Source organism: Bacillus sp. HU-1818 (assembly GCF_022695965.1).
Lineage (GTDB): Bacteria > Bacillota > Bacilli > Bacillales > Bacillaceae > Bacillus > Bacillus atrophaeus.
Genome location: NZ_JAAPBE010000003.1, coordinates 57,384 through 74,816, shown reverse-complemented (window position 1 = coordinate 74,816; position 17,433 = coordinate 57,384). Strand labels below are relative to the sequence as shown.

Below are 17,433 nucleotides of genomic sequence, written 5' to 3'. Positions count from 1 at the left end.
AAGGATTTCACCGAAAAGAGTGAAGCTTGCTTTCTTGATTTTTTTCTTATGACTTGGTTGATTGTCTTAATTCAATGCGGTGCGGCAATTCGACAATATGCTCTTCCACCTGCTCTTTATTCATCAGCTTTGTTAACAGCCTCATGGCAACTGCGCCAATATCATACGTAGGCTGGACGACCGTTGAAAGCTGCGGGCGGACCATCAGGCTTAATCTTGTATTGTCAAAACCGATAATCTCAAGGTCTTCGGGAATTGACAAACCGCGGTCTTGAGCGGCATGGATAACCCCAAGCGCCATTTCGTCCGTTGCAGAAAGGACGGCTGTCGGTTTTTTCTCAAGGCTCATTAAACCGTCTAATGCTTCAAGCCCGGAATCATACGTATAATCGCCTTCTGCGACAAACTGCTCTTGAAACGGAAGATCTGCTTCTTGAAGAGCCCGTTTATAGCCTTGCAGCTTTTTGGAGCGGTTGATTGGTTCTGCAAGCGGTCCGGAAACATAGGCAATATCCTTATGCCCTTTATCGATCAGAAGCTTTATCGCGTCATATACCGCCTGTTCATAATCAATAGCGACCGAAGGCGTCTGCCCTTGCTCTTCAACCGATGCGGCAAGAACGATCGGCACAGGTGAGCGTTTGAACTCTTCCACATGCTCGTCCGTAATATTTCCGCCCATAAATACAATCCCGTCCACTTGTTTGCCGAGCATCGTATTTAATAAATGAAGCTCTTTCTCCAAGTTCTGGTCAGAGTTGCTTAATATGATGTTATATTTATACATGGTTGCGATATCTTCAATTCCCCGCGCAAGCTCCGCGTAAAAAATGCTTGAGATATCAGGGATAATGACACCGACTGTTGTTGTCTTTTTGCTTGCCAGACCTCTTGCCACTGCGTTCGGGCGGTAGCCGAGGCGGTCAATGGCTTCAAGGACTTTTTTTCTAGTCGTAGGTTTTACATTCGGGTTGCCGTTCACAACTCTGGAAACGGTCGCCATACTTACATTTGCTTCTCTCGCTACATCATATATCGTAATGTTGCTCATCCTAAAACCACTCCTTTTACTGGATACACTTATCCTTATCTATAGCATAAACACTTTATGTAAAGAATTGTCGTATTGTCTTCAATTATTGTCGTTTATGATTGTAAGCGTAAGTCATTAGTGTACATTATTTTTCATTATTCATCAAATTACTATTCCTCATGAAATTATACACGTTTTTACAAAGGATGAAAACGTTCACTTGGGTTTTATAATTAAAATAAACAAAGAAACGCCAAACCGTCTGGAATAAAAAAAGACCCGCTTCACAGCGGGCCTTTTCGGCATTTATCGCGTTGGGTTACGCTTTTACTTTGACCATTGGCTTTAGCTCGTTCAGCCAGTTTTCAAACTCCGGAATCGCCATTTGCTGCGCAGAGTCAGACAGCGCGACAGACGGATCAGGGTGAACCTCTGCCATCACGCCGTCAGCGCCGATCGCAAGCGCTGCTTTAGCTGTCGGAAGCAAGAGATCACGTCGGCCGGTTGAATGTGTGACATCAACAAAGACCGGTAAATGAGTTTCTTGTTTAAGAATAGGCACAGCAGAAATATCAAGCGTATTTCTCGTTGCTGTTTCGTATGTTCTGATTCCGCGCTCACAAAGGATGATCTGGTCGTTTCCTTGTGACATGATGTATTCTGCGGCATTGATGAATTCTTGAATTGTTGCGGCAAGTCCGCGTTTTAACAGAACAGGTTTTTTCACAGAACCCGCGGCTTTCAGCAATTCAAAGTTCTGCATGTTTCGCGCGCCGATCTGAATGACGTCAATGTAATCGATCGCCTCTTCAATATGAGCCGGAGTGACGATTTCGCTGATTACGGCAAGATCAAATTCGTCTGCCACCCGTTTTAATATTTGAAGGCCTTCGACACCTAATCCTTGGAAATCATAAGGACTTGTACGCGGTTTGAATGCTCCTCCGCGCAAGATTTTAATGCCTTGTTTTTTGGCTGCGGCTGCGACTTCCGCTACTTGCTCGTAGCTTTCAACGGCACAAGGGCCAACGATAAAGCGCTGCTCTCCGTCTCCGACTTTTTCGCCTTTAATATCGACAATCGTATCTTCAGCTTTTTTCTTACGGGAGACTAGCAGCGCTTTGCTGTGGTCTTCCTCTTGAAGCTCTAAACCGGCTTTGAAAATTTCTTTGAAAATGTGCTGAATGGTAGAATTTTCAAATGGACCGTCATTATTTTCAATGATATTGTTTAGCATTGTACGTTCTCTGACCGGATCAAATCTATTTACACCCTGCGCTTCTTTCGCTTTACCGATCTCTTTTACAACAGCTCCGCGCTCGTTGATTAATTTTAGTATTTGTAAATTCAATTCGTCTGCTTGCTGTCTGAGAAGCTCTAACTCTGTGTTGCTCATCTTCTTCATCCTTTCCCTGCACATTCATTTTTTATTTTCATGGTTAACATGCATATTACTATAATTGTGCCTAAATAGAAACATCAAATGACAAAATTATCGCGAAATTCCACTTTATTACCCAAACGCTTTTAAGTGATAAAGTATTGTATGATGTAATCCTACATGATATGACTGAAATGATCAATAGTTTTTTCAAAAAAAAAAAGCGCCAGATACAATCTGGCGGCTTTTTTCATGAAATATGCTGTCCTATTGAGTTTTCTGTAATTTGTGAATGGGAGGTATGCCATTTGACTTCTCCGTTTTGGATGACAAAAACCTGAGGACTTTCGTGTTTGACTCCGTATGTTTCAGCAATGAAATTCGAGAGAGGCCGGCTCTCTTGAATTTGCAGGTAGTATGCAGGCACCTCTTCATGTTTATCCGCAAAGGCATCAAATTCATGAAAAGCGGCCTGGCTGATCGGACATGTCAAGCTATGCTTAAAGAACACAAACTTGTCTTCCTTTTCTGCAATGCTTTTAAATTCTTCCTCAGATTGAATCAGCTGTTTCGCCATGATGACATAATTCTCCTTTCTTACTCAGCGCTTCACTTGTTCAGCCTGCGCTTGTGCATCTTTTACTTCGCTTTTGATTTCGTCTTTCGTTTGGGCGACTTGATCTTTTGCTTGCTGTGCCGCCTTTTTCGCTTCTTCTCCCAATTCGTTGAGAGCAGCGTTTGAATCAGAATTTGCAGTGTCAGTTGTATTTTTGGAGCGGTCTTTTATGTCCTTCACCTTATTCATAATCTGGCCTGACTGATCTGCTACAAGCTGTGTAATATTTGATGTTTTGTCTTTTGCGATGCTTACATATTCAGAACCTTTTTCCTTGGCATCTGCTGTCATTCTGTCAGTTCTGTCTTTTAAGGCAACCGCTTGATTTCCGAGATCGTCTCGCAGTTCTTTACCTGATTTAGGTGCTAGGAAAAGGGCGGTGGTTGCACCGATGATTCCCCCGATTAGTGTCCCGATAAGAAAATCTTTACTATTAATTCCATCTTTGCTCATAATTATTCCTCCTAATTGTATGGTTTTCTTATGATTAAAGAGATGCTTTTTTCTTTTGCTTCCACTTTTCCCAAATCTCCATCGCTGCTTGGCTCCAGGTGACGACTTGATTAATCTTATCTTGGTTCTCTCTCACTGATGTCGATACAGATCCTGCTGCCTGCTTAATGGATGTATTGAACTGCTGGACAGAAGTTCCCACACCTTGAACAGCATGAACGACCGTGTTTAGTTTTTCTGATTTTTCTTGGATGTCTTCCGCCAAGCGGTTGGTCTTATGTAAAAGCTCGGCAGTTTCAGCGGTGATTCCTTTCATTTGTCCTTCAAGCCCGTCGAGTGTTGATGCAACATTTTTTAATGTCACCTGCAAAGACTTTAACGTTTTGGACAAATAGATCACTAAGATGAGAAATGCTACAGCGATGAGTGCAACGCTTAAATAGAGAATAATAATCATCTAATACCTCCTTATTGCAGGATATAATGGTGTTTACCCGATAATTGAAATCATAAACATGTATAAATGGGCTGTAAACATATAATTCTTCATGTTTCGTTAAATTCCTTTATTAAGTGCAAAGTAAAAAGCAGTGAGAGCCCCACTGCTTTTTTACTATGCTATGACGTTCTCGTAGGCTCTAAGGTATTTTTGAATATCCCCCGCTCCCATAAAAATGAGAACCGCTTGATCATGAGCCTTTAAAACAGAGGTGTCGTTTTCGTCAATCAGCTTCGCATTGTCGATTTTTTCCTGAAGATCGGCAATCGTCAGCTTGCCGATATTTTCACGCGCCGAGCCGAAAATATCACATAAGTAAACACAGTCAGCCGCGCTCAGGCTTTCTGCGAATTCGTCAAGGAATGACTGCGTACGCGTAAACGTGTGAGGCTGAAATACTGCGACGATTTCGCGCTCCGGAAATTTCTGTCTGGCTGCTTCAATGGTTACTTTAATTTCAGTCGGGTGATGCGCATAGTCGTCAATTAAGACCTGATCTCCGAGTATTTTCTCGTTGAATCTGCGTTTCACTCCGCCGAATGATTGAAGGGCAAGCTTGATAATGTTCACATCAATTTCTTCGTAATGGCATAATGCAATAACCGCTAATGAGTTCAGCACATTATGGTGGCCGTACGCCGGAATATAGAATGTATCATAAAATGTATTACGGACAAAGACATCGAATGTTGTCCCTTCCGTATTCTTTACGATGTTTCTCGCTTGAAAATCATTCTCTTCTCCCGTGCCGTAATAAACGACCGGCACATTCGCATGGATTTTCGGCAAATACTCATCGTCCCCGCAGGCAATAATGCCTTTATTGACTTGAAGAGCCATGTTTTGAAACGCATCAAACACGTCGTCAATATTGGAGAAGTAATCTGGATGGTCAAAATCAATATTCGTCATGATCGCGTAGTCCGGCTGATAGCTTAAGAAATGGCGGCGGTATTCACATGCTTCAAACACGAAATACTCGCTGTTTTCATTCCCCATTCCGGTTCCGTCCCCTATTAAGAAAGAAGTCGGTTTTGCCTGCTGCATCACATGGGCTAAAAGGCCCGTCGTCGATGTTTTGCCGTGTGCGCCCGTTACGGCTACGCTGATGTATTTTTTCATGTAGTCACCAAGAAATTTATGATATCTGATGACCGGAATTCCTTCAGACAGCGCCTTTTCTATTTCAGGATGTGTATCAGGAAACGCGTTTCCGGCAATTACAGTCATGCCGGCTTTAATGTTGTCAGCGCTAAAAGGAAGAATAGGAATATTCCTTTTTTCAAGAGCGGCTTGCGTGAAAATTTGTTTTTCGATATCCGATCCTTGGACAGTATATCCGGTATCATGAAGTATTTGGGCAAGCGGACTCATACCTGTCCCTTTTATTCCAACAAAATGATAAACAGTCATAATTGTACCTCCAACAAACGTCTATCTGTTCCCCAGTATATGACGTTCATTTCAATTTGCAACCGCAGCGGCAAAAAAGCCGACGGCGGCTTTTCCGATTATTTTTTTCGCTTATTTTTATTATCCGGCTTTTTCTTCCCGGTTAAACATTTCATATTATAATTTGTTAACGGCCGGCATGCATAGAAAATATCTATCCATTATCATACCATGTTTGGGATGAAAATGAACCATATTATTCATTTGTTAAATCAGCAGCTGTGATGAGCACCTCTCTCGGCTTGCTCCCTTTGGCTTCCGAGATCATGCCTTCCGCTTCCATCATGTCGATCAGCCTTGCTGCGCGATTGTAGCCGATTCTAAATCTTCTCTGCAGGCTTGAGGTGCTTGCGCTGTTTTGTTCTACCACAAATTCGCAAGCTTCGAAGAACAGCTCATCCTCTTCCTTCAAGGCAGTTCCTTGTCTGATGAGCTCTTCTTGTTCAAATAAATAAGATGGCGGCAGCTGGTCTCTGACGTGGGCAACTACGCGGTCAATTTCTCTGTCAGATACAAAGTTGCCCTGAAGCCGGACCGGTTTTCCTGAACCGTTTTCCAAAAAGAGCATATCCCCTTTGCCAAGAAGTTTTTCCGCACCCGCCATATCGATAATTGTTCTAGAATCAACTTGGCTTGAGACGGAAAATGCAATTCTCGTCGGGATATTCGCTTTAATTAAGCCGGTGATTACATCGACAGACGGGCGCTGTGTCGCGACAAGCAGATGAATGCCGCACGCTCTCGCTTTTTGGGCGATTCGGGCAATGCTTTCTTCGACGTCATTCGGTGCAACCATCATTAAATCGGCCAGCTCATCAATTACCACAACCAAATAAGGCAACTTCTCCCCTGTTTGATGCTCGGAGGTTAATTGATTAAAGCGGTCAATGTCGCGCACGCCCGAATGAGCAAACAGCTCATAACGGCGCTCCATTTCTTCAACAACCCATTTCAAGGCAGCCGTCGCAGCTTTCGCATCAGTAATCACAGGGCTGACCAGGTGCGGAATTTTATTGTATGGCGCCAGTTCGACCATTTTCGGATCAATTAGCAGCACCTTGACATCGCTCGGATCCGCCTTATAAAGCAGGCTGACTAATATCGTATTGATGCACACGCTTTTTCCTGATCCCGTAGCGCCTGCAATCAAGCCGTGGGGCATCTTTTTCAAGTCAATGACAACCGGGTTTCCGGAAATATCAAGGCCGAGCGCTGCGGTCAGCGGCGACGCGTTTGTCCGGAAGGCGGCGCTTCGAATCATTTGCCTCAAGTCCACGACCTTGCTCGTACGGTTCGGGACCTCTATTCCGATGGTGTTTTTTCCCGGAATCGGCGCCTCGATCCGAATGTCCTTCGCTGACAGGCTGAGTTTAATGTCATCAGACAAGTTGGTGATTTTATTCACCTTCACGCCCGGTTCAGGATGAACTTCGAATCTAGTGACGGCCGGCCCTTGGGTCACATGAACTACATTCGCCCGCACGTTGAAGTTTTTCAGTGTCAGGTCCAGCAGTTTGCGCTGATCCTCGATCCACGTGTGGTCATCCTGACGCTGCGCGGGCGGCACGTCAAGTAATGAGACGTTAGGAAAAACATAGCCTGCACGGCTTCCCACTGTTTTTTGCTGTTTATGCGTATCACTTTTCAGCATCAGCACATTAAACGGAACCGATGATCCTTTTTGAGAATGTTCGGTTTGCTTAGCCTGTCCATTTTCTTTCCGTGAATCAGCAGCCTCATTTCGGCCATGTACCTCGGTTGTATGATTATCCTTTACTTGCTTCTGAGCGGTTTGCATGGCAGGCTCAGATACATTCTCTGCGCTTTCTTCTTTCCGCTCTTGTTCTGTGATAGGCTCTGCATTTTCTTGTTCATCTTGTGTGCGGCTCAGATCTTCTGTTTGGCGAGAAACTAATTCTTCTTCAGTATGCTGACCTGTGAAGTCCGGCTGACATTCAATTTTGTCCTCTTGAGAAGATGGTACGCTCGCTTCTTCTTGAACCTTCGGCGTCAGTTCTTCTTTTTCTGTGAGACCATACTCCTCGTTCAGGTGAGCTTCAGCTTGTTCTGCTTGAGGAACAGACAGCGGTGATTCTTCTCGTGCTTTGGGAATGAACTCCTCATCTAGGCTTGGTCCAGCCTTCTTCTGGCGGCGCTCACCCGCTTGAGAAGCAATCATTTCGTCCGGCTCTTCCTGAACATGCAGATTGAGCTTATCGTTTTCTATGTTTGGTCCAAACTCCTCTTGCTTGCGCCCATCTTCTTGGTCAGCTTGAGAAGCTAATGGCGGTTCGTTTTGAGCATGCGGAATGGATTCCTCGTTCTGAATACTTGTTTTCACTTGGGCTTTTGTTTCCGTCCCGCCGTTTTGCTGAAACAGGTTTTCCATTGGCTCGGCGTGTGTGCTTACCGTCTCTTCCGATGCTTTCGGAGCTTGCTTCTCCGGTGTTTGAGATTCTTCCTTTTTCTGAACCGGCTGTTTTTCTAAAAATGGATTTCCGCGCTGTTTTTCGGCTTCTTCTGACAGCAGCGTGACTTTCTCTTTCACAGCTTTCGGCGGTGCCTGTTTGTCTGTTTTTTTCGCAGGCGGTTTCGGAACATCCGTCTTGATTCTGTGTTTTCCATTAAAACCATAGACCGGTGACGGAATCGATGTCGGTTTAAAAGGCTTCTTTGCCGTTTCTGACTTTTCATATGTATGCTTCGTTCTATCAATCTGCTCTTTTTCCTGCACGGGACGGCTTTGAGCAGTTGAAGAAGCATTGCTCCGTTCATACGTCTCGCGCCTTCTCTGTTCGGTTCTCCATTGGCCGTCCGGCACAACAGGGAAACGAAACTTGCCTTTTGGGTATTCATAATATATTTTGGGATCTTCCAGTCGCTTTAATTGACCTTCCGGATGATGCCGTTCTTGTTGATTCTGAACTTGAGCGGGTTTTGTTTCCCGTTCATCGTTCTCTTCTTCATTTTCTCCTAAAAATAAATCAAAAAATTTATTCAGCCAACTCATGGTTCATCACTCTCTTACTCCCTTTGATGTTTTTCTGGGACGGTTTTTAGTATACCATTGCTGCGTGACTCAGAAAAGATTTAGCTTTACAGCAGAACAAAGCCGCTGAGCATTAGGCTCAGCGGCTTTGTTCACATGATTCGATGTTTTCCCCTGATTTATGGGAGTCTAAAATTGAAATGGTTCTCCTGCCTCATATTCTCCTTCTAGCACAAGAATCCCTTTTTCCTTCGGAGCATCCGGTAAATCGAGTTCCTTAGCGGAGCAGATCATACCGCTGGAAGCGACGCCTCTCAGCTCGGCATCCTTAATCACAAGTCCGCTTGGCATTACGGCGCCTACTTTGGCCACGACTACTTTTTGGCCTTGGTCAACGTTTGGCGCTCCGCATACGATCTGCACTGTATCATCTCCTGTATTAACCTGGCAGATGCTCAGCTTATCAGCATTCGGATGTTTTTCTTTTGATTCAATATAACCGACAACAAATTTAGGTGATAAATCGACAGTCAGTTTTTCTTCAATGCCGTTTCTGTTTAAGATCTCGTTTACATCTTGCACAAAAGTTTCTGAAAGGGCGACAGGACCTTTTTCTGCAATTGTTAAATAGGAAGACGCATTAAAAATATTAAAGCCTGTCGTTTCCTTTGTCTCTTTGTTATAAATTTTCACAGCGTCGCTGTGCTTTTCAAATCCGGCTTGCTCGCGTGAAACATCTTGAAGAGAGATTAAAAGCGTATCTCCCACACCTTCTTTATTATAAAAAGCGTTCATAAGTAAAATCCTTTCTAATCCTTTTTCGGCCGGTTTTTTGCCAAGATAAACACCGGTTCCAGCTTTCCTTCATTGTACAGGAATGAGAGAGCGGTAATCGGAACGGTGCCGCTTGCAAAGAAGCTCATTGACATTTGCCCAAGAATATCATACCCTGTTTCATTTCGAATGTCAGCAAGTATCAGAACGTCCTGATGCGGAACGGAGATGGCTAACTCGCCCTCTGAATTGTGTTTATATTCATTCAGGATGGCTTCATTTAACATCCGGCTGGCATCATACCCGTCATTCGCTCGGAAGAAATAAAAGTAATTTCCGGCGACTGTATCTTCTTTGACAACCGTTTTTAAAGAACGGAGATTAAAAGAGGCCGTTTCTCTGATCCGCTCCTTTGACCAGTTTTCTTTTTCAAGCATGCGCTGGTCTATCAAGCGGTATGTGTTCCCGAGATCAAGCGCATAGTAGATTCTGGTTTCAGCTGTGTGGTCATCATAGACAAGCGGAATCCCTTCGCTGGATGTATCGGGAAAAGAGGTCGAACGGATGACCGGATAGATCCGGCTTTCCTTGCCCGTCATTTCTTGCGCTTTGCCTTCCATGGCAGTAAGCGCTTCTGCAACGTAATAAACGATCTCATCAATCGCTTCCTCTTTTTTCACTTCCCATTTTGCGATAATCGGCGGCAGTTCAAGGGTGATGCCTTTTTTAGTCGTTTGATCCTCAACACGGAGGGTGTCTTTTTCTCTGTCAAATAAAAAGGAACGATTCTCGTGCTGAAGGCGCTGTTTTAATAGATCTGACAGCTTCCTTGACGTCATTTTCAAGCTAATGCCCTCCTTTATTATTGAGCAAGAGATTCAGTTAAAAATTGTTCGATTTCCTCTTTTGTTTTTCGGTCCTTGCTTACAAAACGGCTGACTTCTTTGCCTTCATTAAATACAACAAAGCTCGGGATGCCGTAGATTTCCCATTCAGCACATGTATCAATAAATTTGTCACGGTCGACATAATAGTACGTGAATTCAGGATAGTTTGCTTCAAGCTCCGGAAGAAACGGTTCTACAAAGCGGCAGTCAGGACACCAGTCTGCTGAAAACATGAAAACGGCCCAATCATCTTTTACAGCTTTTTGCAATTCTTCAATTGATTCTAATTTCTTCATTTTTCTATTCCTCCAGTTGTTTTTAGTTTTTACAAATTTGTATGCAGATACTAAGTCCACTTGGATCATACCAAACTGATAACAACAAGACCAACTAAATGCAATAAATGACTATGTAAGATTAACGTTCCCATTATCATTATCATATTTTATTTGCATTATCAAGCACGTTTCGTTTAACATCTTGGTATCAAGGGCAAAATTTACAGAGATCAGCCATACATAAGGAGGAATTGGTATGCAATTTACTGTTTACTTAGCAGGAGAAATCCACAGCAATTGGCGGGACGAGCTGAAGGAGAAAACAAAATCCTTAAAACTTCCGATTACGTTTGTCGGTCCGATGGAACATCATGACCGTTCAGACAACATCGGAGAAGAAATTATGGGAGAGCAGCACGATGCCGTTTTAAAAGATGATAAGGCTTCTGATGTGAATAACTTCAGAACAGCTGTCCTCATGAATAAAGCAGACTTTGTCATCGCCTTGTTTGGCGAAAAATACAAGCAATGGAATACGGCGATGGATGCCTCTTATGCCATCGCAAAAGGTAAACCGCTCATTATCATCCGGCCGGAATCGCTCCACCATCCGTTAAAAGAGCTGACAAATAAGGCAAATATCACTGTAGAAACCGTCAACCAAGCCATTAAGGCCCTCTCCTATGTATTTGAAGCTGAGTAAGCAGGACCGCTTTTGGCGGACCTGCTTTTTTATTTCAAGACACCCTTAGCCCGCAGTGCCCAAGAACCTAAAAAGCTTGCCGGCGAAGGACAAAGCCTTTGCCGACAAGCTTTCATACAAGAGTTACATATTCTCTTTGATCGATTCAACCGTCTGTTTATCGCAGGCAGTCACGAGCTTGATCAGCATCTCTTTAGCCGCTGCGTAGTCATCAATGTGGATGATTGAGGCGTTTGTATGAATATAGCGGGAACAAATGCCGATGACCGCTGACGGAACACCATTGTTTGAAATATGCACTCTGCCGGCATCAGTCCCGCCGCCGGATACAAAATATTGATAAGGAATATCGTGAGTTTCCGCAGTATCGAGGACAAACTCTCTCATTCCGCGGTGCATCACTGTGGTTCTGTCAAGTATACGAAGCAGGAAGCCTTTGCCGAGCTGGCCAAATTGCTGCTTGTCGCCGCTCATATCATTCGCGGGGCTTGCATCAAGAGCAAAAAACAAGTCGGGTTTGATCATATTGGCGGCAGTCTGCGCGCCTCTTAAGCCGACTTCCTCCTGAACCGTCGCACCCGCATAAAGATTATTCGGCACGTCCTTGCCATGCAATTCTTTCAAAAGCTCAATGCTCAAACCGCATCCGTATCTGTTATCCCAAGCTTTAGATAAAATTTTCTTTTCGTTCGCCATTGTCGTAAACGGGCATACCGGGACAATCTGCTGTCCGGGTTTAATCCCCAGATTAATGGCATCTTCTTTATCATCCGCTCCAATGTCAATCATCATATTTTTGATATCCATCGGCTTGCTGCGCTGGGCATCTGTTAATAAATGAGGCGGGATGCTGGCCACGACACCCGGTATCGGGCCTTTATCCGTCTGAACTTCAACCCTTTGAGCGAGGAGCACCTGACTCCACCAGCCGCCGAGGGTCTGAAATCTCAACAAACCGTTATCTGTAATGGAGGTCACCATAAATCCGACTTCGTCCATATGTCCGGCGACCATAATTCTCGGCGCGTCCTCCGCGCCTTTTCTTACTCCGAAAACACTTCCAAGTCTATCCTGCACGATGTCATCGGCATATTTTGAGAGCTCCTGCTTCATAAATGCGCGAACCTGATGCTCATTGCCGGGGGCTCCGGGCAGCTGCGTCAGTGTTTGGAAAAGCGCTTTCGTTTCTTGATTCATGTTTTCCCCTCATTTCTTATGTAAGTCTTTTTATTTTATTAGAAAAATAGCTGTTTTCCAAGCACCTCGACCGAATCGGCTCATAAACCCACACATTACTTAACAGCACCTGGCATCTTCTGTATAATGAAAAGTACGATAACTCAGGAGGTGCTTTATTGTGAAATTGCGTCATCTTCTTTTAGGAGCAGGACTTGGAATTGCGGCAGCTGTCATTGTGAAGCAGTATGCCATGAAGCCTTATATTTCATCTGAAAAAGCGCTTCAAATTGTAAAATCAGCTTTTAAACAGCGCGGACCGATTGATGGATCATGGATTTATACCGAGCCTGAACCTTATCACGTTAATGGAGAAACCGTACATGTCTACAAAACCGGTGTGACACGCTCTGCATTCGGTGAATTAGAGCAATATGAAGTTATGGTGGATGCGAAAACGGGAACGATTGTAGATGTCGTTGATTCCGTCGCTTCCTGACAGGACAAGTATATGATAAGAGCCGCTGCGGTATGCAGCGGCTCTTATCATATTATATTGCCTGTATTGGTTTATACACTGGATACCACATCGCATCTTGCACCGCCTGAATTAAATCTTCCGGCTCTTCTTCAGCCACTCCGTCCTTGATGGCCGCTTCGGCTACAGCGACCGCTACTGTGGCAGATACAGTCCGTAGATCTTCAACTTTCGGAAGCATCGGAGCTCCGGGCTGTCCTACATTCACCATGCCTGCTATGGATTTGGCGCAGGCTGCAAACATATTATCCGTAATGAGCTTTGCTTTTGTTACAATCGTTCCGAGGCCAAGGCCCGGGAAAACGAGCGCATTATTCGCCTGTCCGATATGATACGTGACGCCGTTGTATTCGACTGGCGGAAACGGACTTCCGGTCGTTACAAGCGCACGACCCTCCGTCCATTCGATCAGATCCTGCGGTTTTGCCTCCGATAAGTTGGTCGGGTTTGACATTGGCAAAATGGCAGGCCGCTTTACATGAGAAGCCATTTCCTTCACAATTTCTTCAGTAAATGCGCCTGACACAGTCGATGTTCCGATCAGGATCGTCGGTTTTGCCTGCCGGACTGTTTCTGCCAAATCAATTGAACCGCCTTCTCCGCCGCGCTGATAATCCTTCACTTCTTCAGCCGGGCGTGCGTAAGGCACTTGGAAATCCCGCAGATCGTCCATATCGTCGGTTAACAGCCCGTTTCTGTCTACACACCAGAAACGCCGGTATGATTCTTTCTCATCAACGCCTTCACGCACTAGAGCTTCACGAAGCTGCTCAGCGATGCCGATGCCCGCCGTGCCCGCACCGAATATAACAACTCTGTGTTCCTTCAAAGGCATTTTTGAAGCTTTCGCACAAGAAAGCACCGCCGCTAGTGAAACTGCACCCGTTCCTTGAATATCATCGTTAAACGTACAGATTTTATCTTTATACCGTTTTAATATCTCCCGTGCGTTTTTTGTGCCGAAATCTTCCCAGTGAAGCAATGCATTTGGAAACGTTTCTTTTGCCAATGCGACATATTCATCAATAAATTGATCATATCGCTCGCCACGGACTCTGGAATGCTGATTCCCGACATAGAGCGGATCATTAAGAAGGCTTTCCTGATTCGTTCCGGCATCCAGAACAACCGCCAGCACTCTGCTCGGATCTATCCCGGCAGCCGCTGTGTAGACGGCAAGTTTTCCGACAGAAATCGCGATTCCGCCGACTCCCCAGTCTCCAATTCCTAAAATCCCTTCCGCATCGGTTGCAACAATTAAATCAATTTGATCATTCTTGCCGTCAAACCGTTTAAACGCGTCACGCATTCCCTCCGGGTCATCAATGGATAAGTAAAGTCCGCGCGGTTTTCGATATTCATGGCTGTACCTTTGGATGGCCGTTCCGACAGTCGGTGTATAAACGATTGGGAGCATTTCACCTAAATGGTCATTTAACAACCTGTAAAACAGCGTTTCGTTGCGGTCATGCAGAGAAGTCAAATAAACATTTTTGCTCAATTCATCAGGCTGTGATACGAATTGTTCATAAGCCCTTTTAGCCTGTTCCTCAATGGTCAATACTTTTGGAGGTAAAAAGCCTTTTAATCCAAGTTCTTTTCTCTCTTCTTCAGTAAACGCAACCCCTTTATTTAAAAAAGGAACGGAAAGGACTTCTAATCCTCTTAACGTTGTTTTTATTTCTCCTTCTTTCGTCACTTGAAATTGATTCACCCTGCCTCTTCCTTTCACAACATAATTTTTACTAGGTTGCTTTATTTGCCGGAAATCATGCAGGGTAAACATAAAAATATGCTACTTCCCCGTGCGTTTGAGTGAATCTATGATGCTGCCGTCCTCTTCCCATTTCACTGCTCTGTAACATTCATCATGATAAAAGATCATCCAGGCGTCTTTTTCCTCGGCATAGGCTTGCCATTTTTGTTTTTCCGATATAGAAGTCATCGGATAATCATCATAAGCTAACACCCATAATGGGTTGCGGTGGGCGGCGGTCGGCATGAGATCAGCCATGTGAATGGCGGTTTCACCCCCGTCCTCACACACAAGGATGCTGTGGCCGTCACTGTGGCCCCCGGTGTGATGCATCGTGATCCCTTCTGTAATCATGCAGGAACCGTTAAAGGTTTTCACCTGGCCCTCTACAGCCTCCCAGTTTTCTTTCCAATACGTATTTTTGGATCTGATATTCGGGTGGCGCATTTCATTCCACTCGACAAACGAGGTATAGATGTCTGCATCGGGGAACACAGAGACAAGTTTTTCATCTTGGTATTCTGTCAATCCTGAGGCGTGATCAAAATGAAGATGTGTCATCGCAATGATGTCAATATCATGAACCGTCAGTCCTAGTTCAGCTAACGATTTTTTTATATTAGACTGCTGTGTAACGCCGTAATTCCTTATTTGCTTCTCCGTCATCTTTCCGGACCCAATACCTGAGTCAACCAGAATATTCAGCCCGTTTTTTTGGATCAAGATAGGGTCTGTTCTCAATTCAATTTGATTTTTTTCATTTACAGGATATTTCTTTGACCATAACGGTTTCGGAACGACGCCGAACATCGCGCCCCCGTCCATATGGGTAACGCCTCCGTCAAGCCAGGTAAACACAAAACTGCCCATTTTCATTGTTTCCATTGCGATCCCTCCTGCATTTTATGGTAGCAAATGGAGCAACAAAAAAACAGACTCGCGTATCAGAGTCTGTTTTACGTTCTCCATTCCGCTTCCGCCCGGTAAATCGGCTGGCCCAGCGCAGAGAATTTTTCTTCATATTCTGTCATGATATTGCCTTCCGGATCACTGTTATGCAAATCGAGGCTGACATACGTTAAAAGCAATCCATATTCTGAAAAACTTTTCAGCGAATACTCGAACAGGCCGCGATTGTCTGTTTTAAAATGAATCGCTCCGGCTCCGCCCATCACTTCTTCATACTTTTTCAAGAAATGCGAGTAGGTTAAACGGCGTTTTTCGTGCCGGTTTTTCGGCCAAGGATCGGAAAAGTTTAAATATACCCGTTGGACTTCACCGGGATCAAACACGTCGGTGAGTGTATCAGCGTCGATATTCAGCAGGCGCACATTCGGCGCTCCGCTTTGCTTCACTTTCTCAACGGCGGTAACGATGACGCTTTTAAACAATTCAATTCCAATATAGTTAATATCGGGATGCTGCTTGCCCATCCCGGAAATGAATTGTCCTTTTCCCGTTCCTACTTCGATATGGATCGGGTTTTCATTGCCAAACACGGTGCTCCATTTCCCCTTATAAGCAGCAGGGTCGCTTATTGCAATATCGGAGTGTTCAGCCAAAAAATCATTGGCCCACGGCTTATGGCGCATTCTCATATGATTGACACCTCTATCTATAATTTCGACTAACAACATACCATGAATTAAAAAGACCCGCAAGCGCGTTTTTATCATTTCCGGCTTCATTGACGCCCGCATAAAAAAGGAGGTTCCCCATGAGACGGAACACTCCTCTTTCTTGCATAAAAACGTGCTGTTTTGAACACGTTAACCCTTATGATACTGAAGGGATGTGTATGGATATGGGCTTAAATCACGAGCATCAGGTTCATCTATTGAAAGACATACTGACTGACCATCAATTAGATTGCTGCGGCACTGTTGCAGAATATGAACAGCTTGAACGCGTCATCAAATCATTAATGGCCAACACCGATCTTAATTCAAATATCAAACACGTGCTGGAAGATGTGTACCAATACAGCCAATCAGGCAGAACGGCCAATTCCATCGACTCGCACATCCGGGAGCATCAGAGCCATTTATCTCAATGGGTGGAGGAAATGGATTCGTACTCCTGATTATTTTACGATCCGATTCATCAGGATATGAAGTTCCTCCATGGCGTCATGATATCCTTTGTCGTTGCCTTTTGATTTATGCCAGACGATAAATGTGATGGTCTCTGATAACATGTACCATGACATTCTTAACCGCAGATGATCTGTTAATTTTATGCCGTACATGCTAAGCCAGCTGCCCCACGCTGGCTCTTCGACGTAATGATACAGCAAAGGCCCGAGGTCCATCGCCGGATCAGCAATCATAGCGCCGTCCCAATCTATTAAATACAGCTGGTTGTCTTCAGACAATAGCCAGTTATTATGATTTACATCACAATGGCAGACGACCTTTTCACCGACATGCACTTGATGCAAATGCTCTTCTAAATAACCGATTCCCTCTTGAATCAGCGGCGAAGATTGTTGTACAGCAAATACAGCCTGTTTAAGCTGAGATAATAAGACCTCCGGATTCAGCGGTTCTTTTCCGAGTCTCTTCAGCATGTCCAACAAGGCTTTGGAGGTATGGATTTTCCGAAGCAATTCAGCAACGGGCTGTCCGCTCATATCCTTAGGCTTCAGCTCTCTTCCAGCCATCCAGTGCTGGGCCGTAATGACGTCACCATTCTCCATCCGTCTTGTCCAAACCAGCTTCGGAACAATGCCTTCGGCGGATAAAACAGCTAAAAAGGGTGAGCTATTACGTTTTAGAAAAAGCTGTTGGCCGTTATGTTTTGCATAATATGCATCTCCTGTAGCTCCTCCGGCGGGGAAGATCTCCCAATCGCTACCTAGTAATTGTCCCAACCAGTTCATATCAATTTTCAACCCAT

Annotated in this window: 18 protein-coding genes; 3 read left to right on the top strand and 15 right to left on the bottom strand. The window is 44.6% G+C overall.

Annotated features, from left to right (window positions below; translation table 11 throughout):
• Positions 1-46: 46 nt before the first annotated feature.
• The 10 genes from ccpA to GXP75_RS10815 all read right to left on the bottom strand — a co-directional run bounded on the left by ccpA (position 47) and on the right by GXP75_RS10815 (position 10,380).
• Positions 47-1,051: a catabolite control protein A gene (gene ccpA / locus GXP75_RS10860; RefSeq protein WP_061572544.1), complete on the bottom strand. Its 1,005-nt coding sequence runs from the start codon at positions 1,049-1,051 to the stop codon at positions 47-49.
• 301 nt (positions 1,052-1,352) lie between these two features.
• Complete coding sequence (locus GXP75_RS10855) at positions 1,353-2,429, bottom strand: bifunctional 3-deoxy-7-phosphoheptulonate synthase/chorismate mutase (RefSeq protein ID WP_010789523.1); 1,077 nt, start codon at positions 2,427-2,429, stop codon at positions 1,353-1,355.
• Between the two features lie 235 nt (positions 2,430-2,664).
• Positions 2,665-2,991, bottom strand: a complete 327-nt coding sequence (ytxJ, locus tag GXP75_RS10850) for a bacillithiol system redox-active protein YtxJ (protein ID WP_242556801.1) — start codon at positions 2,989-2,991, stop codon at positions 2,665-2,667.
• A 24-nt stretch (positions 2,992-3,015) separates the two neighbouring features.
• Positions 3,016-3,483 (bottom strand): YtxH domain-containing protein, encoded by a 468-nt coding sequence (locus tag GXP75_RS10845; RefSeq protein ID WP_242556800.1) that lies wholly within the window; start codon positions 3,481-3,483, stop codon positions 3,016-3,018.
• A 34-nt stretch (positions 3,484-3,517) separates the two neighbouring features.
• On the bottom strand, positions 3,518-3,940 hold the full coding sequence (locus tag GXP75_RS10840; protein WP_003325032.1) for a DUF948 domain-containing protein: 423 nt from the start codon (positions 3,938-3,940) through the stop codon (positions 3,518-3,520).
• A gap of 156 nt (positions 3,941-4,096) precedes the next feature.
• Entirely contained in the window at positions 4,097-5,395 is a 1,299-nt protein-coding gene (murC, locus tag GXP75_RS10835) for a UDP-N-acetylmuramate--L-alanine ligase (RefSeq protein ID WP_003325031.1), read from the bottom strand.
• 235 nt (positions 5,396-5,630) lie between these two features.
• A complete protein-coding gene (locus tag GXP75_RS10830) occupies positions 5,631-8,444 on the bottom strand; it encodes a DNA translocase FtsK (RefSeq protein WP_242556799.1) in 2,814 nt (937 codons plus the stop codon).
• 168 nt (positions 8,445-8,612) lie between these two features.
• Positions 8,613-9,218 carry a YtpR family tRNA-binding protein gene (gene ytpR, locus GXP75_RS10825; protein ID WP_242556798.1) on the bottom strand — a complete coding sequence of 202 codons (606 nt, stop codon included), beginning with the start codon at positions 9,216-9,218 and terminating at the stop codon, positions 8,613-8,615.
• A 14-nt stretch (positions 9,219-9,232) separates the two neighbouring features.
• Positions 9,233-10,042: a DUF1444 domain-containing protein gene (locus GXP75_RS10820; RefSeq protein WP_106046185.1), complete on the bottom strand. Its 810-nt coding sequence runs from the start codon at positions 10,040-10,042 to the stop codon at positions 9,233-9,235.
• A 17-nt stretch (positions 10,043-10,059) separates the two neighbouring features.
• On the bottom strand, positions 10,060-10,380 hold the full coding sequence (locus tag GXP75_RS10815; protein ID WP_061572541.1) for a thioredoxin family protein: 321 nt from the start codon (positions 10,378-10,380) through the stop codon (positions 10,060-10,062).
• A gap of 238 nt (positions 10,381-10,618) precedes the next feature.
• Between GXP75_RS10815 and GXP75_RS10810 the strand changes: the two genes are divergently transcribed.
• Positions 10,619-11,065 carry a YtoQ family protein gene (locus GXP75_RS10810; protein ID WP_003325025.1) on the top strand — a complete coding sequence of 149 codons (447 nt, stop codon included), beginning with the start codon at positions 10,619-10,621 and terminating at the stop codon, positions 11,063-11,065.
• A 123-nt stretch (positions 11,066-11,188) separates the two neighbouring features.
• Here GXP75_RS10810 and GXP75_RS10805 read toward each other — a convergent pair whose 3' ends face one another.
• Positions 11,189-12,262, bottom strand: coding sequence for a M42 family metallopeptidase (locus GXP75_RS10805; RefSeq protein WP_003325024.1), 1,074 nt, complete (start codon positions 12,260-12,262; stop codon positions 11,189-11,191).
• A gap of 160 nt (positions 12,263-12,422) precedes the next feature.
• Between GXP75_RS10805 and GXP75_RS10800 the strand changes: the two genes are divergently transcribed.
• The gene (locus GXP75_RS10800; protein WP_003325023.1) at positions 12,423-12,740 is read left to right on the top strand and encodes a PepSY domain-containing protein; all 318 of its coding nucleotides are present in this window, start codon (positions 12,423-12,425) and stop codon (positions 12,738-12,740) included.
• Positions 12,741-12,792: 52 nt separating this feature from the next.
• On the opposite strand, the gene GXP75_RS10795 is transcribed toward GXP75_RS10800, so the two are convergent.
• The 3 genes from GXP75_RS10795 to trmB form a co-directional block, all read right to left on the bottom strand.
• A complete protein-coding gene (locus GXP75_RS10795) occupies positions 12,793-14,493 on the bottom strand; it encodes an NAD-dependent malic enzyme (RefSeq protein WP_150224854.1) in 1,701 nt (566 codons plus the stop codon).
• An 81-nt stretch (positions 14,494-14,574) separates the two neighbouring features.
• Positions 14,575-15,420 (bottom strand): YtnP family quorum-quenching lactonase, encoded by an 846-nt coding sequence (locus GXP75_RS10790; RefSeq protein ID WP_242556797.1) that lies wholly within the window; start codon positions 15,418-15,420, stop codon positions 14,575-14,577.
• A 71-nt stretch (positions 15,421-15,491) separates the two neighbouring features.
• Positions 15,492-16,133: a tRNA (guanosine(46)-N7)-methyltransferase TrmB gene (trmB, locus tag GXP75_RS10785; RefSeq protein WP_003325020.1), complete on the bottom strand. Its 642-nt coding sequence runs from the start codon at positions 16,131-16,133 to the stop codon at positions 15,492-15,494.
• A 206-nt stretch (positions 16,134-16,339) separates the two neighbouring features.
• Between trmB and GXP75_RS10780 the strand changes: the two genes are divergently transcribed.
• Entirely contained in the window at positions 16,340-16,618 is a 279-nt protein-coding gene (locus tag GXP75_RS10780) for a YtzH-like family protein (protein ID WP_003325018.1), read from the top strand.
• Here the strand turns inward: GXP75_RS10780 and GXP75_RS10775 are convergent, their stop codons facing one another.
• Positions 16,619-17,416 (bottom strand): phosphotransferase family protein, encoded by a 798-nt coding sequence (locus GXP75_RS10775; RefSeq protein ID WP_214913965.1) that lies wholly within the window; start codon positions 17,414-17,416, stop codon positions 16,619-16,621.
• Between the last annotated feature and the right edge of the window lie 17 nt (positions 17,417-17,433).